Consider the following 17,152-nt stretch of genomic DNA (forward strand, 5'->3'; position numbering starts at 1 on the left):
GAATACGAAATTGCGGCTATTTTACCCATCAACAGGGGGCAGGCAATCATTGTTTACACAGGAGCTGCTCCAGTTCGTTCAATGACGTGACGGTCCAGGTCGGCGCAATACCGTCAGGCTGTACGCGACCATGCGCATTTAGCCAGACGGTTGATAGCCCAGACCTGATGCCGCCCAAAATATCTGACTCTGCGGTATCGCCTACCATCAGCACGCGATCGCGGTCAGGATTACCGGCTTTCGCCAGCGCATAATCGAAAATACGCGGATCCGGTTTAGGGACCCCTACCTCTTCAGAAATCACCAGCGCGTCGAAATGATCGCGCAGGCCGGTTCGCTCAAGACGGATCTGCTGCAACGCGGTAAAACCGTTGGTAATGATGCCAAGTTTCGCCTTACCTTTCAGCGAATCCAGCAGAGAAACTGCCCCTGGCAGGGGGACACAAATAGCGGCCATTGCGTTCAGAAACGCGTCGTTCAGCAGACCGGGGCTGACGTTTAAGCGTTCCGCCCATACGTCAAAACGCTGGTGCTGAAGTTGTAACGCGGTGATGGCCCCGTTCTGGTAATCCACCCACAGCGGTTTGTTCACCGCCTGATAGTCCTGAAAATCTTCAGCGGTGAAGGTCACGCTATAATCCATAAACATCCGCTGCAGGCCACCGAACGCGTCAAACGTAAACAGCGTTTCGTCGGCATCAAAGAAAATCCAGTCCCACTTCATCGTTACAACCTTATTTTTGTTATCCAATCGGCAGAGCCATAATGATGGCGTCTTCACGTCCCTCGGCGCCAGGGTAGTAGTTGCGGCGGATTGTCGCCTCGTTAAAGCCTAAGCTTTCATAGAGCGCGATGGCGGCGACGTTCGATGCGCGCACCTCCAGCCACAGGGTGAAAACGTCACGGGTTTCGAGCTCACGAATGAGGTGCCCGAGCAGTGCCCTTCCCAGCCCACGGCGTTGAAACGCGGGGTCGACAGCAATGTTAAACAGCGTCGCTTCATCAAGGACGACCTGCGTAATCGCAAACGCGGCCATGTTGCCGTCAACGTCCAGACGAAGGTTCAGATACCGTTCACCCTGGTTGCTGGCGAAGGTTTTTTCGCTCCATGGAAACGCATGAGCGCGTGTTTCAATCGCGAACGCTGTTGCCAGGTCAGGCGTCGTGAGGGAAGAAATCGTGTTCATATTCGCAAATTTGTTGCCATAACGCGCTACGCGCTTGTGGGTTGGCCTTCAGCTCTTCAAGCGCTGGCGAGCAGAGCTGGCTCCCCTGCAGGGAGATAGCCTCTGTCTCTCCCAGTCGCCAGCTATTACAGCGGCTGTCAGGAGGAAGCATCGCGACCCGTTCTGGCGTCAGTTGAATAACCTGTTCGGTGGTGAGCTTCAGGCTACGAAGGATATCACCAATGAAGGGTTCATTCAGGGCAGGCAGTTCTTCCGCCACCATCACCAGCCGCACATGCGCCGGAAGGGAAATAGCGATTTCGCCCTGCAATGCCGTCGGGCGACGCAAGGCCCACTGGGTGATGCCCAGTTGCTGCAACTGCCAGTCTCGTCGGGATGTCATAGCGAAAACTCCTGTCTCTCAGGCGCGCAAATATAGCAAATGTGTCGAAAGTGCGCCATCTACCTACTATAATCCCCGCCTGAGTTTATTGAGGAACAATTCATGTCTGCATTTACCCCGGCAAGTGAAGTCTTGCTGCGCCACAGTGATGATTTCGAACAAAGCCGTATTCTGTTTGCCGGAGATATGCAGGATGACCTGCCAGCGCGTTTCGACTGTGCTGAAAGCCGTGCCCATACCCAATATTATCACCACTGGCAGGCGCTGAGCCGCCAGATGGGTGAACGCGCACGCTTTAGCCTGGTGGCGGAGCAGAGCGACATTGCCGATTGCGACACACTGATCTACTACTGGCCGAAGAACAAACCGGAAGCCCAGTTCCAGCTAATGAATCTGCTCTCCCTGCTGCCGGTGGGTTGCGATATCTTCGTGGTCGGTGAAAACCGTAGCGGCGTGCGGAGCGCAGAGCAGATGCTGGAAGAGTATGCCCCGCTGAACAAAGTCGACAGCGCTCGTCGCTGCGGCCTGTATTATGGTCGTCTGGAAAAGCAGCCTGTCTTCGATGCAGAGAAATTCTGGGGCGAGTATCTGCTCGACGATTTAACCATCAAGACCCTGCCGGGCGTGTTCAGCCGCGACTATCTGGATGTCGGCAGTAAACTGCTGCTCTCCACCCTGACGCCACATACTAAAGGCAAGGTGCTGGACGTGGGCTGTGGGGCGGGCGTACTGGCGACGGTGCTTGCCAGCCATTCACCCAAAGTGCGTTTAACGCTGTGTGATGTCAGCGCACCAGCGGTAGAAGCCAGCCGTGCAACGCTTGCGGCAAACGGTTTTGAAGGTGAAGTGGTTGCCAGCAACGTCTTCTCTGACGTAACGGGTCGCTTTGATATGATAATCTCTAACCCGCCCTTCCATGACGGCATGGAGACCAGCCTTGAGGCGGCGCAAACGCTAATCCGTGGCGCAGTACGCCATCTTAACAGTGGCGGTGAACTGCGTATCGTCGCCAACGCTTTCCTGGCCTACCCGAAAGTGCTGGATGAAACCTTTGGTTTCCATGAAGTCATTGCCCAAACCGGCCGTTTTAAGGTCTACCGTACCGTGATGACGCGTCAGGCAAAGCGATAATACGCCCTGTTTGGTTGCCGGATGATGCTTGCGCTATCCGGCAAACAGGCGCCTCTGTTCCGACCATTTTTACAGCAAATAATAAATGGCGCGCACTTTTCAGTTGACGTAAAGCTGAAAACATCTAGAATGCGCCTCCGTGGTGACGATACTTTTACAGTATCGATGGTATGCGAAGGTGGCGGAATTGGTAGACGCGCTAGCTTCAGGTGTTAGTGTCCTTTGGATGTGGGGGTTCGAGTCCCCCCCCTCGCACCATAAATCACGTTGATATTGCTCGCACTGGGCGAAGGTGGCGGAATTGGTAGACGCGCTAGCTTCAGGTGTTAGTGTCCTTAGGATGTGGGGGTTCGAGTCCCCCCCCTCGCACCAACGAGGCGATATCAAAAAAGTAAGATGACTGTGCGAAGGTGGCGGAATTGGTAGACGCGCTAGCTTCAGGTGTTAGTGTCCTTAGGATGTGGGGGTTCGAGTCCCCCCCCTCGCACCAATTATCTTACATCCCTTCTACTGTACCTCTGGTTTTCCCTGTTATTTCAAACTCATCAGTATAACCAGAATGGCACTGACCAGCGCAACGCACGATGGCAGCAGCACAAAGTGGCGTAACTGCTTATGCCAGATCATGGCAGACGTTGCCAATAGCCCTGATACGATGATGGCTTTCCAGATATCGATTGAGAGATCGGCAAACATCAGACCGCCAAGGATTGCCCCTGGCAGCAAGACTCCCCAACCACTTCCCAGCGCCCTGTTCAACATGTTTCGACCTCTCACACCGATAATGATAACCAATATCATATGATAATAATTATCATTTGTCAGCATGGATAATCAAAATCCGCCGGCCTTTACCTTTCCTGTAATGACAGGAAATGGGTAAGGTGATAAATTGCCCACCTGTTAACTTCCTATACAGTTTTTCTGATAATAATAATTCTATTTCTTTGCATGCACAATTCCCAGACAACAACTATTTATTTGTTTTAATTAATAATATTAAAAACGCACGAATATGACATCACAATCCTGGCGGTCTTTGGTTAATAGTAAATATCAGTTATCTTTACGTTTATTCCTCTTTCTGAACGCATTATCAGCGCTGTTCTCGGCAACAAACCCGCTCTATTCGGTGCGCGTGTGGTCTGTTCCAATGATTGCCGTGTTTACGATAAGCGCGGGCTTGCTCATCTGGCATGGCAAGAACGGCACCCGTAAAGTTAATGTCCCTTTAGTTTCAGCCGTCTTTGGCTGCCTGTGGGCATGGCAAATTGCCTCAAAATTTTCGTTAATCACCCAGGATTACGCCACTTATTTAATTATGGCGCTGCTCACGGTGCTGTTTATCGGTTCGCTGGCATTCGCCAGCAATATCAGAGCCTTTACCCTGCATTCATTACCTTCGTTTATTGTCTGCCTGTGGCTGAGCACCTCTGACAGCGGGTTAACAATGGTTTATTTCTTCGCGCTTCCTGTCGTGGCGATCGGCATTCATAACGTTCTACAACGACGTAACGATCGTTTCGCGCAGGCGCTGCTGTCGAGGCTACTGGAAGAACGCGAAACGCTTACCGATCTAAGCATGATGGACCCACTTACCGGCCTGTATAACCGCCGCGGCCTGCAAAGCCGTCTCGAAAACCTGCCGACAGGGGATAAAGGCGAACACTTTGTGATGCTGCTCGATATCGACCACTTCAAAGCCTATAACGATCACTACGGGCACATGATGGGCGACCAGGCGTTAATTCGCGTCTCAGCGGCGATCCGCGATGCGGTACGCTCACGCGATATCGTCGCTCGCTTTGGCGGAGAGGAATTTATGGTGCTGTTGACCAACATTTCCCTCGAACATGCCCGCCAGACGGCAGAGCAGATCCGCCAAAAAGTATATGATTTGAAAATCCCGCATATGTTTAATGCACGTGTCGCCACCAACGTTACGATCAGTATTGGCATTGCCATTTTCGCCGATGAAGATGTCGAAGGCGCACTGCAAAAAGCGGATAAAGCGCTGTATGAAGCGAAGCATATGGGCCGTAATAATATTCTCCTCAGCGAAGAGTTGCAGACGGCGTGAGGGCGCCGTCCTGACCCTGGGACAAAAGGCTTGCTATCGGTTTGAGCAATAGTTAGGATTGGCAATCATTATCATTTAGATTTCTATCCATACTATGGCCACTCGCACTCTACAAGCCGCTGACCCCCTTATCTGGCGAGCCCGTCTCTCCACGGGGAGCATGACGCTTGCAGAGGCCATTCGGGATAAAATCGCTGAAACCCGCGCTCATCTGCTGGAATTTATCAAGCTTGATGAAGCCCACCCGCACGCTGCCATGACGCTTGCCCAGTGGAAGCGCCCTGCGGAGCGTCAGTCGCTTTTGGCCGCCTATTCCGACCATATCTACCGTAACCAACCGACTCAGGCGCGGGAAGATAAACCCCTGCTGTCACTTTGGGCGCAATGGTATATCGGGTTGATGGTGCCTCCCGTTATGCTGGCGTTGTTAACCCAGGACGCAATGCTGGATCTCTCCCCGGATCATTTCCATGTCGAGTTTCACGAAACCGGTCGTGCCGCCTGTTTCTGGGTTGACGTTCATGAAGACCAGAATGCAAGTCACCTTTCTGCTCAGGATCGTATGGAACGGCTTGTGACTCGCGCATTGATTCCGGTAGTTGATGTCCTGGAAGAGACGGGAGAAATTAACGGCAAGCTTATCTGGAGCAATACCGGGTATCTCATCCACTGGTATCTAACAGAGATGAAGCCGCTGCTGGATGAAGAGAAAGTCGATGCCCTGCGCCAGTCCTGCTTCTTTGCAAAACAGCTTTCCGATGGCCGGGATAACCCGTTATTCCGCACTGTCGTCCCTCGTGACGGACTTCTGGTTCGCCGCACCTGCTGCCAGCGATATCGCCTGCCAGACGTTCAGCAGTGTGGGGATTGCACGCTTAAGTCGTTGCGCTAAGAGTACAGACGGCGACCTTGGGTCGCCGTTTTGCTTTTACCTAGGCAACCTGCTGGTTGTCTTCTTCAGCATTGCGCAGTGCTTCTTCTGCTTCCTGCTCCAGCAACTGCTTCTCGTACACTTTAAAGAACGGGAAGTAGATAATGGCCGACACGCAGGCCAGCACAATCACCAGAATCGCGGCACGGTAGTCCCAGCCCAGTGCCCATGCGGCACCTACAGGTGCTGGCGCCGTCCACGGCACCACAGAGATAACACGACCAATCAGGTCTAACTTCATGACTCCCCAGGCCAGCACGGCGTTAACCATTGGCGCCAGCAGGAACGGAATAAAGAACACCGGGTTCATCACTATCGGCGTACCGAAGATAACGGGTTCGTTAATATTAAAGAAACTGGGTACGACGCTCAAACGCCCAATCGAACGCAGGTGAGCAGAACGGCTACGCAGATAGCAAAGCACCAACCCCATCGTTGCCCCTGATCCGCCAATAACGATGAAAAACGTCCAGAAGGCTTCCATAAAGATATGAGGTAATGGCTGACTGGCTGCCAGCGCAGTCTGGTTAGCGCTAAGGTTAGTTAACCAGAACATCTGCAGCATCCCGGAAACAATGGCGGCTCCGTGGATCCCCGCAAACCACAGCAAATGACCAATCAGCACCGCCAGCAGGATCGCAGGCAGGGAGTCAGCAGCGGAAACCAGGGGTTTAAATACCGACATAATGGCCTGCGGGATCAGCATCCCAAACTGAGACTGAATCAGCAGGCTCAGCGGATAGAGCGTCAGTACCACCACCAGCACAGGGATCAACAGATCAAAAGAATTTTTGATCATCGGTGGCACCTGGTCGGGCAGACGGATGCCAATGTTGTGCGCTTTCAGAAAACGCATCATCTCCACGCAGTAGATTGCCACCAGAATAGCGGTAAAAATCCCCGTCCCACCCAGGCTATCTACGGGCAAGGCCCCTTTCGTTTTAGGTGCCGCAACCAGCAGAAAGGCCATCAGCGACAGCATGGCACACATAAAGGGATCTAACTGATGTGACTTCATATAGTGTTTGCCCAGGTTATAGGCGATGGCCGCACAAATATAAATAGACATCACTCCCATCGTCATATCAAACGGCGTCAGGATCTGGCCTTCAAATTGCTTCGCCATATCCAGCCAGGCGCGTGCAAAGCCCCAGGTGGTGTCGGGTGAGAACGGTGGATACGCAAACACTAACAAGAATGAACCAACAATCATGAATGGCATGGCTGAGATAAAACCATCCCTGATAGCCATGACGTGGCGCTGGGATGAGATCCGCCCGGCAATGGGGCTGACGTAATTTTCAACGAACCGGAATATCAGATTAAACGCAGCATGGTTGGCAGACATAGCAGATCTCCTGTCAGACGTTCGTTACGGGTGTTTTGACACCATACGCTGTTCCATACATCAGCTTCACAACCTTGCTGGCTGGACGACCAGCGGTACTGCTCAGACGGAATGATTTCATTTTTTGCTCTTATTATTGGATACAGGGGTCGTTACGTAATCAGTATTAATCTCTCATTCACGCTCTGCAACCGGTTACTGTAACCGGTTTCTGTGAATGTGAAGGCGATCCAGAAATCGTGCCTGTGGGATATTTGTTACTTAAGAGATATTTACAGAGCATAATTTCTTATGACAGATTACGCAGGATATTTTCCAGGAGGAAACAATGAGTTTGCAGTCTGTACAGCAGTTTTTTGCCGACAACGCGCCGGATATTAAGGTCATCGAACTGGCTCAAAGTACCGCAACCGTAGCATTGGCCGCTGCAGCCCATCGCGTGGAGCCTGGGCAAATCGCCAAAACCCTGTCGCTGAAGGTAAAAAATGAAGTGATTCTGGTTGTTGCGAAAGGTGATGCGCGGCTGGATAACAAAAAATTGAAAGACACCTTCGGCGCGAAAGCACGGATGCTCAGTAGTGATGAAGTTGTCATCATTACCGGTCATCCTGTTGGTGGCGTCTGCCCCTTCGGGCTGGAAAACCCACTTTCGGTTTACTGTGATATTTCCTTAAAAAACTATGCTGAAGTGCTCCCTGCAGCCGGTGCAATTCACAGTGCCGTGCGCATCTCCCCTGACCGGATGGCGGAGCTGACCCTTGCAAAGTGGGTCGATGTTTGTATTTGATTAAGGCGCCAGCGAAGGTCTGGCGCATAAAGAGGCCTTATAAGAACCCCGGGGTACTGGTACTTAAAGCGGAACCACGCGTTTCTCTTGCCGGAAGATGAGCAAGGATATCTGCAGCATCAAGCAACCCGACGTCGGAATTGACACCCAGCTTAACCATGGCATTGAACTTATGTGCCCGAATAGTCTTAATATTGCGCTCAAGCCGTGCCGCGATTTCAGGGATAGAATACCCGCAGGACATATAGCGCAATATGGCACGTTCCGTTGGACTTAACATCCTGTTATGGCTCATATAATAGTGGTTGAGCATATTGTCATTTATTCGGCGCGTTTCCTTTAGCAAGGCCATCAACGCCTCCTGCAAATCGCCAAGCGATGCCGATTTACTGATGATGCCATGCAGCCGTGAAGGCGACAGATGGCTAATCAAACGCGCCTCCATTTCATCCGACGCCAGAATAATGCGCTGGATATCACAATGCGTAAAGGCAAGATCCCGCAAGGATGCCAGACAGTTACGGCGCTCCTCACGCGCATCGGAAAGTGAATAGATCACTGAGAAAAAGGAGATGTGGGGAAGTGCTGCCTTAAAACTCTTGAACTCGCTAAACAGATGCAACTCATAACGGCTAAACGCGGGCAATGCAAACAGATGCCGTAGCCCTACAGCACTCATTGTGCAGTTTTCAATGACGGCGATATGTCCTGCTGAAGCGGTCTTTTCCATTCCTCATACTCTCCATAGGCTGACAGTAAACTCAGCTCTCTCATTCCCTGAGCACTGCTGATCCAGGCGTACAAATCAGCGTTGGTACGCAGTGACAACCGGCGCATGGCGCTGTTTTTCTGTGCGCTAATAGTTTTGTTACTCTTCTTAAGCAACGTGGCTATTTGGTTAATACCCCAGCCTTTACCCAGCAGACGCAAGACCTTACGTTCAGAGTGAGTGAGAACGATAAATGACGCGTCTTCATCTTCAGAGACTGGAGGCTCTGATTGCAATAATGTCTGGCTGATCCGTGCCGTTAGATTACGACCAGTACGTATTGCATCAATGACGCCGTCAACAGATTCAATATCAGAGAGCAACGTGCTCTCAGGACGCATCAGTAGTTCAACGGCAATCGAATAAAGAGGACGAGGTACTAAAAAAATCCAGTGGATATTCTTATATTGGCTCAATAAGTCGTAATATTCTTCGAGTGCGCCTCGGGGGTTCTGATAATCACCTGAAACGTCCGCAATAATAACGTCAGCGCAACGTAATTGTAGCAACGTCAGCTCTTGCAGCGTTCGGCAATAGCTTACCTCGAACTCAGGTAAGTGGCGTGTCATAACACTACCTAACCCGTGTTGCATAACGGGTATCCTGCTAATTATTACTCCGTGTTTACCATTTACTGGCAACATAGACCCTCCGTGTCCATTTTCATTTTACTGTTTTAGCGTAACGCTAAAGGTTTTTTTAAGATTTAATAATCGCCCAAGAAAGTGTTAATATCGCACAAATAACAATAAAATTTAATTGCAACAGCCTTAGATTAATAAAAATATAAAGTTAGAATAACTAAATATATATTTTCTATATTTAAGATTTAAGAAATTCACAGTATAAATAATTAACCCCTCTTTTTTTCCGATTCGGGTTGCATCTCTCTGCATAATTCTTGATCTAACCCAGCGTAAAGGAGGCTGTACTCTGTGCTAAAAGTAGGTATACCGTGCCGTCAGGCAAGCTATCCATTTTCTCTTCAGGGCAATACATGCAGGCAGATCGGTCAATGCAGCGTGTGGCAACGCGACTGTGTATTCAATGCGGCCTTTTTCTTCTCCAGCACGGCGCGGAAAGCGCCCTGGTTGAAGAACTTTCAACACGGCTGGGGCTGGCGCTGGGTATGGATAGCGTGGAAAGCGCTATCTCCTCAAACGCCATCGTGCTGACCACCATTAAAGAGGGTCAGTGCTTGACCTCTACGCGCAAAAACCATGACCGCGGGATTAATATGCACGTCGTTACCCAGGTTCAGCATATCGTCATTCTGGCTGAGCATAGGCTTCTCGACCTGCGGGAAATCGAAAAACGCTTCAACCACATTAAGCCGTTACGCTACCCACGCTGGCTGGTTGTCATGATGGTGGGGCTATCCTGCGCTTGCTTTTGTAAACTCAATCAAGGCGGGTGGGATGGCGCAGTCATTACCTTTTTCGCCAGCAGCATCGCCATGTTTGTTCGCCAGTTGCTGACGCTCAGACATTTGCATCCGCAAATTAACTTTTGCATCACAGCGTTTGTTGCCACCACGGTCTCAGGCCTGCTGCTGCGCCTGCCACAGTTCGTCGACACGTCGACCGTTGCCATGGCGGCCAGCGTTCTCCTGCTGGTGCCGGGCTTCCCGTTAATTAATGCCGTTGCCGACATGTTTAAAGGGCATATTAATACTGGCCTCGCGCGCTGGGCGATTGCCAGTTTATTAACGCTCGCCACCTGTATTGGCGTGGTCATGGCCATGACGCTATGGGGGTTACGCGGATGGGCGTGATAGATTTTCTGTTGGCACTGGCGCAGGATATGTTCCTGGCCGCCATCCCTGCCGTCGGTTTCGCCATGGTGTTCAACGTGCCCCAGCGTGCGCTACCGTGGTGTGCGCTATTAGGAGCAGTAGGTCACGGATCGCGGATGGTCATGATGACGGCCGGTTTTAATATCGAATGGTCGACATTTATGGCCTCCCTGCTGGTCGGCAGCATTGGCATTCAGTGGTCGCGCTGGTATTTGGCGCATCCAAAGGTCTTTACCGTCGCCGCCGTAATCCCCATGTTCCCGGGCATCTCAGCCTATACGGCTATGATTTCAGCGGTGAAGATTAGCCACTTTGGCTACAGCGAGCCGCAAATGATCCTTCTTCTGAGCAACTTCCTTAAGGCGTCTTCCATTGTCGGGGCGCTGTCGATTGGTTTGTCGATCCCGGGGCTGTGGCTGTACCGTAAACGCCCACGCGTTTGATATTTGTGTTATTTCACGGCCGTAGGGATAATCCCCTCTTCCGTTTGGTGACGATAAGGAAAGGATGTGGCTAACCCCGGCAGCGAACTCCCCGAGCACAATGAAGGCTCCAGCCTGAAAGAGAGTATTTTTCAGAGCGCTATCGCACTGTTTGCCGAATACGGGCTGAACGGCGCCCGCATGGAACAAATCGCGGAGAGAGCGGGTACGACCAAACGGATGGTGGTGTATCACTTTAAAAACAAAGAGAACCTGTATCTTCTGGCGCTTGAGTATGTTTACACGCAAATTCGCGCCAGTGAAAAAGCGCTAAGCCTTGCAGGTATGCCGCCTGTCGAAGCGCTGGTGCAGCTGGTGGAAGCCACCTTTGACTATCATGCCGACCATCCGGACTATATACGCATTATCTGCATGGAAAATATGCAGCGCGGGCGCTTTATACAGCAATCCAGCTATCTGCGTCAGGTCAACCGCAGCGCCCTGGAACTGCTCGAGGCGATCCTGCAGCGAGGAAAAGAAAAGCAGCTGTTTAACCACACGGTGAATGCCCGCGATCTCCATAGACTGATCAGCAGCTTCAGCTTTCATTACGTCGCCAACAGCTACACCTTTACGTTGCTGTTTGAAGAGGGTGCGGATGAACAGGCGCAGCGCCAGCACTACCGGAAAATGGCGGTTCAGGTGGCGCTTCGTTACACCTGCCCATAAAATCGCTTGCAATTATATCGTGTACTATTTATATTCAACCCATGAACGCAAACAAGACCGACACCACCGCAGCGCTTCTGCTGGATAACCAGCTCTGTTTTGCCCTCTACTCGGCAAACCTGGCGCTTAATAAGCTGTACCGGCAACTACTGGCGCCGCTGAACCTGACCTACCCGCAATACCTGGTGATGCTGGTGCTGTGGGAGCAGGATGACATAACGGTGTCGGACATTGGCGAACGGCTGTTTCTTGACTCTGCCACCTTGACGCCGCTGTTGAAGCGTCTGGAAATCGCGGGGCTGATAAACCGCCAGCGATCGCGCCAGGACGAGCGTCAGGTGGCTGTCACACTTAGCGATGCGGGACGCGCCCTTCAGCAACAGGCCCAGAATATCCCTCACGCGGTAGGCTGTGCGGCGCAATGTGATACCGACACGATGCTGGCGCTGAAGCAGCAGCTTGAGCTTTTGCGACACCAGTTACATCACGCGTAAAGCTGTACTTTACGCGTATTTATTTACCCATATATATCGCACACTATTTAATAGCACACAAAAATGAGATGAGGAATTAGTTATGTCTTTAGAAAACGTTGTCTATACCGCCAAAGCCAAAGCAACCGGAGGCCGTGACGGCCGTGCGACCTCTTCCGATGGCGTCCTGGACGTTAAGCTGGGTGTGCCAAAAGAGATGGGCGGCATGGGCGGAGAAGCCACTAACCCGGAACAGCTGTTTGCTGCCGGTTACTCTGCCTGCTTCCTGGGCGCCATGAAGTTTGTCGCCGCGCGTGACAAATTCGCTCTGCCGAAAGAGGCCTTTATCGAAGGTGAAGTCGGCATTGGCCCACTGCCAACCGGTTTTGGTATCGAAGCGAAGCTTAACATCCACGTAGAAGGCATGGACCCGGCAGAAGCCAAAAAACTGATCGATGCTGCGCACATTGTCTGTCCGTACTCAAATGCAACGCGCGGTAATATCGACGTGACGCTAAACATTATTGCCTGATAACTGCCTGATGGCGTTACGCTTAGTAGCTCTGGGGTTATCGCCTCTGGAAGCGTAGCGCCACCGGGGAAATCCCCTCCTTTCCCGCCCCTTCTCTGTGCTACCATAAGCCCATATCACGCCCGTAGTCATCAGTAGAGAAAGTGTTATGTCCTCCAGAATTCTGACCACCAGCATTGCTGGCATTGAGGCCTTTATGCGCGATCCCCGCGGCGTACTGACCAATGCCGAAAGCGGTACGCTCGCGGTGTTTGCCAATAACGCTCCGGCGTTTTACGCAATTACGCCGGAACGTCTGGCCCAGCTTTTGGATATCGAAGCGCGACTGTCGCGCCCGCCAAGTGATATAACCCTTGATAATCAGTTCTTTGACGAGCCGGAAAATGCCCCCGTCGCAGTCCCGTTCGGGAAGTTTGCGATGTACGCTGGCTGGCAACCGGACGCGGATTTTCAGCGCCAGGCGGCGCTATGGGGTATTGCGCTTTCGCAGCCGGTGACGCCTGAAGAACTGGCGGCATTTACCGCTTACTGGCAGGCTGAAGGGAAAGTATTTCACCATGTGCAGTGGCAACAAAAGCTGGCCCGCAGTATGCAAATCAACCGCGCCAGCAACAATGGCCAGCCCAAACGCGATATCAACGCTTTTTCAGAACCGGATAAACAGATCCCCAATGGATTCCGAGGTGCAAAATGAAAAACGTCGGCGACCTGATGAAACGTCTGCAAAAAATGATGCCTGCCAACGTTAAGCCTGCCTTTACCACAGGTGAAGAGCTGCTGGCGTGGCAAAAAGAGCAGGGCGAGATCCGTGCTGCCGCCCTCGCCCGTGAAAACCGGGCGATGAAAATGCAGCGGACCTTCAACCGCTCGGGTATTCGTCCGCTGCACCAGAACTGCGCCTTTGATAACTACAAAATTGAGACCAATGGGCAGATGCATGCCCTGATGGCCGCACGCCAGTACGTGGATGAATTCGACGGTAATATTGCCAGCTTCATCTTTAGCGGCAAACCCGGGACCGGTAAAAACCATCTCGCCGCGGCGATCTGCAACGAACTGCTCCTGCGTGGAAAATCGGTCTTAATCATCACCGTGGCCGATATCATGTCCGCCATGAAAGACACATTCAGTAACCGCGACGTCAGCGAAGAGCAGTTGCTTAATGACCTGAGCAACGTCGATTTACTGGTAATTGACGAAATAGGCGTCCAGACGGAATCACGTTATGAAAAAGTGATCATCAACCAGATAGTGGATCGTCGCTCATCATCTAAACGCCCAACCGGCATGCTGACTAACCACAATATCGACGAAATGACCCGTTTGTTGGGCGAACGCGTAATGGATCGCATGAAGCTGGGTAACAGCCTGTACGTCATTTTTGACTGGGAAAGCTATCGCAGCCGCGTCACCGGCAAAGAGTATTAGGATGTTTCCAGAATTTGCCAGTGGCCCCGAGGGCTATACTGGTGATACTTTGGCCCCTAACGGACCTGTTTGAGTACCCTATTATGAATAAAAAATTACTTGCCGGCGCGGCGTTAAGCGCATTGTTAGTCACCGGCGCAGCACAGTCAGCTTCGTGGCAGGAATCACTGACCAGCGCGGCTAACGAGCTGACCAAAGAGAGCAGCAATCCAGATGGCGGGCTGTCGCTCTCGTCTCTCACCAGCCTGCTCGGCAACAGTTCCCAAAGCCTGAGCGCAGGGACGATGAACAATGCAGCAGGCGTTCTGGAATACTGCGCGAAGCAAAAACTGGCTTCGGTGACCGACGCGCAAAGCGTAAAAGACCAGGTGCTGGGCAAACTGGGCCTCGATACCCAGCAGCAGAAGGCCGACACCAATTATATGGACGGTATTCAGGGCCTGCTTAATGCGCAAAACGGCCAGCAGCTTGACCTGAGCACCCTCGGTAACTCCTCCCTGGCGAAACAGGTGAAAACCAAAGCCTGCGATCTGGTGCTGAAACAAGGCGTTAATTTCCTCTCCTGATTTCCCCATTTTCTGCCACAACACGCCGTGTTTATTACGTTAGTCTTACAACGCGGCGTTAAACGAGCATTTTAATCCCTTGCCAGCGTCTGAACGCCCGTATGTCAGGATGCGACCACCTTCAAAAAAAACGATTTTATAAACTAAATCCTAACAACAGCACACTTTCGTGACGCTAAAATTGCAGCTAAGCGACATCACTATTACATTGTAACACCCAAAAATAATCAGTTAGCTATCTACGATACTGGCATCATGAGGATAGGCAGTTGTCAGAGTTAATGTCCCTCTTTCTCTTTCTGGCTTCCGTCGGCGTTTACGCCTGGAAAGCCGGTCGTAATACCTGGTGGTTCATTGCCACCCTGGTGGTGCTCGGCATTTTTATTGTTTTAAACATCACTTTATACGCCAGTGATTACTTTACCGGGGACGGCATTAACGATGCGGTACTCTACACCCTGACCAATAGCCTGACGGGCGCAGGTGTTAGTAAGTACATACTTCCGGGTTTAGGTGTGCTTGTTGCTCTGGCGACCATTTTTGGCACCCTCGCCTGGATGCTGCGTCGGCGTCGACATCATCCGCACCATCACGGCTACAGCCTGCTGGCGCTGTTCCTGGCGCTGGCCTCCGTGGATGCCAGCCCGGCGTTCCATCAGATAACCGAGCTGGTGAAATCTCAGTCCCGTGACGGCGATCCTGATTTTCTAGCCTATTACAAAGAGCCGGCGAAAAAGATAGCTCATCCGAAGCTTAATCTGGTCTATATCTACGGCGAGAGTCTGGAACGTACCTACTTTAATAGCGATACGTTCCCGAACCTGACCCCGGAACTGGGAGCGCTTAAAGATGAAGGGATCGATTTTAGCCGCACGATGCAGCTCCCCGGCACCGATTACACCATCGCCGGAATGGTCGCCTCGCAGTGCGGCATCCCGCTGTTTGCGCCGTTTGAAGGTAACGCATCCGCGTCCATGTCGAGCTTTTTCCCGCAAAATATCTGTCTTGGCGATATCCTTAAAAACTCCGGCTACGAGAACTATTTTATGCAGGGAGCCAACCTGCGCTTTGCCGGTAAAGATGTGTTTCTGAAATCACACGGTTTTGATCACCTTTACGGCTCAGAAGAGTTAAAAACCACGGTCGCCGATCCGGACTACCGTAACGACTGGGGATTCTACGATGATACGGTGCTGGACGAGACCTGGAAAAAGTTCGAGGCATTATCCCGCGCCGGTAAGCGATTCTCTCTCTTTGCCCTGACCGTGGACACCCATCATCCCGACGGTTTTATCTCGCGGACCTGTAAGCGTAAAAGCTATGACATCAATGGTAAGAGCAATAAGTCCTTTAGCGCCGTAAGCTGCAGCCAGGAACATATCGCCGCGTTAATCGAGAAAATCAAAGCTTCGCCGTATTTTAAGAACACGGTGATCGTCGTTTCATCCGACCACCTGGCGATGAAAAACAGCGCATGGGATGAACTTAACAAACAGGATCGCAGCAATCTGTTCTTCGTCCTGCGCGGTGACAAGCCGCAACAAGAGGTGATCGCCACTAAACGAAACGCTATGGATAACGGTGCCACGGTGCTGGATATTCTGGGCGGCGATAACTTTATTGGCCTTGGCCGCAGTACGTTGTCGGGGCAATCTCTGTCTGAAGTCTTCCTCAACATTAAGGAAAAAATCCTCGCCTGGAAGCCAGATATCATCCGCCTGTGGAACTTCCCGAAAGAGATTAAAGATTTCACCATCGATCAGGACAAAGGCATGATTGCCTTCTCGGGCAGCCATTTCCGCCTGCCGCTGCTGCTGCGCGTGTCCGACAAGCGCGTAGAACCGCTGCCGGAAAGTGAATACTCGGCACCGCTGCGTTTCCAGTTGGCCGACTTTGCCCCGCGCGATAATTTTATCTGGATCGATAAATGCTACAAAATGGGCCAGCTCTGGTCACAGCCGCTGTCGCTGTCGACAGACTGGTGTGTTTCTCAGGGGCAACTTGGTGGAGAGCAAACGGTCCAGCACGTCGACACCGCGCAGTGGAATGGGAAAACCGCGTTTAAAGAGTCGGTCATAGATACCACGCGCTACCAGCGCAACGTGGACATGTTGAAAATCGTCGATAACGACATTCGCTATAAAGCAGACAGCTTTATCTTCAACGTGGCTGGCGCGCCGGAAGAGGTGAAGCAGTTTAGCGGCATCTCTCGCCCTGAGACATGGGGACGCTGGTCGAACGCACAGCTGGGCAATGAGGTGAAAATTGAATACACCCATCCTCTGCCGGAAAAGTTCGATCTGGTGATTACGGCAAGGGCGTTTGGCCCCAACGCTAATCGACCGATTCCGGTGCGAGTGGGGAATGTCGAGCAGACGCTGACCCTCGAAAAAGAGGTCACCACCACCACGCTGCATTTCGACAATCCGTTGCGTAGCAATACCCTGGTGATTGTGCCGCCCGCCCCGCAGTCAACCAACGAAGGGAATATTCTCGGCCACGCTCCGCGACAGCTCGGGATCGGCATGGTAGAAGTCAAAATTGTCAGTGATGCAGGTTAACGCGGCGGGCCTTTACAACTCCTGAACCGTT

Annotated in this window: 20 protein-coding genes and 3 tRNA genes; 16 read left to right on the forward strand and 7 right to left on the reverse strand. The window is 51.9% G+C overall.

Annotation, left to right across the window (positions count from 1 at the left end; all coding sequences use genetic code 11):
* Positions 1-46 precede the first annotated feature (46 nt).
* The 3 genes from yjjG to NL510_RS19970 are packed head-to-tail and all read right to left on the reverse strand — an operon-like array spanning position 47 to position 1,569.
* On the reverse strand, positions 47-724 hold the full coding sequence (gene yjjG, locus NL510_RS19960) for a pyrimidine 5'-nucleotidase (protein WP_253379611.1): 678 nt from the start codon (positions 722-724) through the stop codon (positions 47-49).
* A gap of 19 nt (positions 725-743) precedes the next feature.
* Positions 744-1,187 carry a ribosomal protein S18-alanine N-acetyltransferase gene (gene rimI, locus NL510_RS19965; protein ID WP_253379612.1) on the reverse strand — a complete coding sequence of 148 codons (444 nt, stop codon included), beginning with the start codon at positions 1,185-1,187 and terminating at the stop codon, positions 744-746.
* The gene (locus tag NL510_RS19970; RefSeq protein WP_253379614.1) at positions 1,156-1,569 is read right to left on the reverse strand and encodes a DNA polymerase III subunit psi; all 414 of its coding nucleotides are present in this window, start codon (positions 1,567-1,569) and stop codon (positions 1,156-1,158) included. The genes rimI and NL510_RS19970 overlap by 32 nt, the downstream gene beginning before the upstream one ends.
* A gap of 102 nt (positions 1,570-1,671) precedes the next feature.
* Here NL510_RS19970 and rsmC point away from each other — a divergent pair, with 102 nt between their 5' ends.
* From rsmC to NL510_RS19990, 4 genes are all read left to right on the forward strand, one after another.
* Positions 1,672-2,700, forward strand: a complete 1,029-nt coding sequence (gene rsmC / locus NL510_RS19975) for a 16S rRNA (guanine(1207)-N(2))-methyltransferase RsmC (protein ID WP_253379616.1) — start codon at positions 1,672-1,674, stop codon at positions 2,698-2,700.
* Positions 2,701-2,872: 172 nt separating this feature from the next.
* Positions 2,873-2,958, forward strand: a tRNA-Leu gene (locus tag NL510_RS19980).
* A gap of 28 nt (positions 2,959-2,986) precedes the next feature.
* Positions 2,987-3,072, forward strand: a tRNA-Leu gene (locus NL510_RS19985).
* Positions 3,073-3,104: 32 nt separating this feature from the next.
* Positions 3,105-3,190, forward strand: a tRNA-Leu gene (locus NL510_RS19990).
* A gap of 41 nt (positions 3,191-3,231) precedes the next feature.
* Here the strand turns inward: NL510_RS19990 and NL510_RS19995 are convergent.
* Positions 3,232-3,501 carry a DUF1435 domain-containing protein gene (locus tag NL510_RS19995; protein WP_253385030.1) on the reverse strand — a complete coding sequence of 90 codons (270 nt, stop codon included), beginning with the start codon at positions 3,499-3,501 and terminating at the stop codon, positions 3,232-3,234.
* 214 nt (positions 3,502-3,715) lie between these two features.
* Here NL510_RS19995 and NL510_RS20000 point away from each other — a divergent pair, with 214 nt between their 5' ends.
* Both NL510_RS20000 and fhuF read left to right on the forward strand, forming a co-directional pair.
* Complete coding sequence (locus tag NL510_RS20000; RefSeq protein ID WP_253379618.1) at positions 3,716-4,780, forward strand: GGDEF domain-containing protein; 1,065 nt, start codon at positions 3,716-3,718, stop codon at positions 4,778-4,780.
* Between the two features lie 94 nt (positions 4,781-4,874).
* Positions 4,875-5,672, forward strand: coding sequence for a siderophore-iron reductase FhuF (gene fhuF, locus NL510_RS20005; RefSeq protein ID WP_253379620.1), 798 nt, complete (start codon positions 4,875-4,877; stop codon positions 5,670-5,672).
* A gap of 40 nt (positions 5,673-5,712) precedes the next feature.
* Here fhuF and NL510_RS20010 read toward each other — a convergent pair whose 3' ends face one another.
* A complete protein-coding gene (locus NL510_RS20010) occupies positions 5,713-7,059 on the reverse strand; it encodes a PTS sugar transporter subunit IIC (RefSeq protein WP_253379622.1) in 1,347 nt (448 codons plus the stop codon).
* A gap of 328 nt (positions 7,060-7,387) precedes the next feature.
* Between NL510_RS20010 and NL510_RS20015 the strand changes: the two genes are divergently transcribed.
* Positions 7,388-7,846 carry a YbaK/EbsC family protein gene (locus tag NL510_RS20015; RefSeq protein WP_253379624.1) on the forward strand — a complete coding sequence of 153 codons (459 nt, stop codon included), beginning with the start codon at positions 7,388-7,390 and terminating at the stop codon, positions 7,844-7,846.
* Between the two features lie 37 nt (positions 7,847-7,883).
* On the opposite strand, the gene bglJ is transcribed toward NL510_RS20015, so the two are convergent.
* Both bglJ and NL510_RS20025 read right to left on the reverse strand, forming a co-directional pair.
* Positions 7,884-8,525, reverse strand: a complete 642-nt coding sequence (gene bglJ / locus NL510_RS20020; protein ID WP_253385032.1) for a DNA-binding transcriptional activator BglJ — start codon at positions 8,523-8,525, stop codon at positions 7,884-7,886.
* Positions 8,522-9,259: a helix-turn-helix transcriptional regulator gene (locus NL510_RS20025; RefSeq protein ID WP_253379626.1), complete on the reverse strand. Its 738-nt coding sequence runs from the start codon at positions 9,257-9,259 to the stop codon at positions 8,522-8,524. The genes bglJ and NL510_RS20025 overlap by 4 nt, the downstream gene beginning before the upstream one ends.
* Positions 9,260-9,612: 353 nt before the next feature.
* Between NL510_RS20025 and NL510_RS20030 the strand changes: the two genes are divergently transcribed.
* The 9 genes from NL510_RS20030 to opgB all read left to right on the forward strand — a co-directional run bounded on the left by NL510_RS20030 (position 9,613) and on the right by opgB (position 17,121).
* Positions 9,613-10,389 carry a threonine/serine exporter family protein gene (locus tag NL510_RS20030; protein WP_253379628.1) on the forward strand — a complete coding sequence of 259 codons (777 nt, stop codon included), beginning with the start codon at positions 9,613-9,615 and terminating at the stop codon, positions 10,387-10,389.
* Complete coding sequence (locus NL510_RS20035; protein WP_253379630.1) at positions 10,380-10,853, forward strand: threonine/serine exporter; 474 nt, start codon at positions 10,380-10,382, stop codon at positions 10,851-10,853. Before NL510_RS20030 ends, NL510_RS20035 begins: the two co-directional genes overlap by 10 nt.
* Before the next feature lie 66 nt (positions 10,854-10,919).
* Entirely contained in the window at positions 10,920-11,561 is a 642-nt protein-coding gene (locus tag NL510_RS20040) for a TetR family transcriptional regulator (RefSeq protein WP_253379632.1), read from the forward strand.
* Between the two features lie 41 nt (positions 11,562-11,602).
* On the forward strand, positions 11,603-12,055 hold the full coding sequence (locus tag NL510_RS20045) for a MarR family winged helix-turn-helix transcriptional regulator (protein WP_253379634.1): 453 nt from the start codon (positions 11,603-11,605) through the stop codon (positions 12,053-12,055).
* Positions 12,056-12,137: 82 nt separating this feature from the next.
* Positions 12,138-12,566: an organic hydroperoxide resistance protein gene (locus NL510_RS20050; RefSeq protein ID WP_253379636.1), complete on the forward strand. Its 429-nt coding sequence runs from the start codon at positions 12,138-12,140 to the stop codon at positions 12,564-12,566.
* 148 nt (positions 12,567-12,714) lie between these two features.
* The gene (gene dnaT, locus NL510_RS20055; RefSeq protein WP_253379639.1) at positions 12,715-13,260 is read left to right on the forward strand and encodes a primosomal protein DnaT; all 546 of its coding nucleotides are present in this window, start codon (positions 12,715-12,717) and stop codon (positions 13,258-13,260) included.
* Positions 13,257-13,994 (forward strand): replicative helicase loader DnaC, encoded by a 738-nt coding sequence (dnaC, locus tag NL510_RS20060; protein ID WP_253379641.1) that lies wholly within the window; start codon positions 13,257-13,259, stop codon positions 13,992-13,994. Before dnaT ends, dnaC begins: the two co-directional genes overlap by 4 nt.
* Before the next feature lie 83 nt (positions 13,995-14,077).
* A complete protein-coding gene (locus NL510_RS20065; protein ID WP_253379642.1) occupies positions 14,078-14,560 on the forward strand; it encodes a YjjA family protein in 483 nt (160 codons plus the stop codon).
* A gap of 269 nt (positions 14,561-14,829) precedes the next feature.
* Entirely contained in the window at positions 14,830-17,121 is a 2,292-nt protein-coding gene (gene opgB, locus NL510_RS20070; protein WP_253379651.1) for a phosphatidylglycerol--membrane-oligosaccharide glycerophosphotransferase, read from the forward strand.
* Positions 17,122-17,152 lie beyond the last annotated feature (31 nt).

This window comes from unidentified bacterial endosymbiont (genome assembly GCF_918797525.1).
Lineage (GTDB): Bacteria > Pseudomonadota > Gammaproteobacteria > Enterobacterales > Enterobacteriaceae > Enterobacter.